This window comes from Novosphingobium sp. FG90 (assembly GCF_057808725.1).
Genome location: NZ_JBMDIO010000116.1, coordinates 1 through 703, shown reverse-complemented (window position 1 = coordinate 703; position 703 = coordinate 1). Strand labels below are relative to the sequence as shown.

Genomic DNA, 703 nt, shown 5'->3' with positions numbered 1-703 from the left:
GGTGAAGGGTTTCGGGCGCTTGCGTACGAAAGCCTCCCATGCAGGAACCCGCGGGCCCGGTAGGCTGGGCTATGGGGATTTGCGCTTTCGTGTGGTGTGGCGGGGTGAAGTGCGGGCTTTGATGGAGGCATGACAGCAGCACAGCGGTCGGTGTCTGGATGCGCTGGAGATGTGTTTGCCGGGCTGTCGACGTTGATACCAGGAGCGGACGCGGACGCGGCGCATGCCGGGGGCAAGTCGGCCCTTTGACCACCGCGCGTTTTGCGGGGCCATGGTGACAGGCGGATCATGCCGGGTCATGCGATGCGCTCCCGGATTGGCGGGTTGGGCCTGGGCGGCGCGCGGGGCTGGCTCCAGCGTGGGAAGGTTTCGATGACGATCATGCGCCCGCCACAGCACGGGCATGGCGCACAGGTGTCGGGCTCGGCTTCGGGCTCTGACGCCTCCGTCTCCGTCTCCGGGGGAACCGCAAGCAGGCGGCGGGCGAGCGCGAGATTGTCGTGGCGTGCGGCGCTGGCGAGCAGGCCGTAATGGCGGATGCGGTGGAAGCCACGCGGCAGGACGTGGAGCAGGAAGCGGCGAATGAACTCGTCGGCGGTGAGCGTCATGACCCGCTGGCGTTCGGGCCCATCGCGGCGATAGTCCTTATAACGCAAGGTCACGCCGTTCTCGGCGAAGGCGATCAGACGCCGGTTCGAGATGG

At 67.4% G+C, this 703-nt stretch carries 1 protein-coding gene; it reads right to left on the bottom strand.

The features are described from left to right. Window positions 1-296: 296 nt before the first annotated feature. Window positions 297-703, bottom strand: a 407-nt coding sequence (locus ACODRZ_RS26785) for a transposase (protein ID WP_488973196.1), incomplete at its 5' end; no start/stop codon positions are given.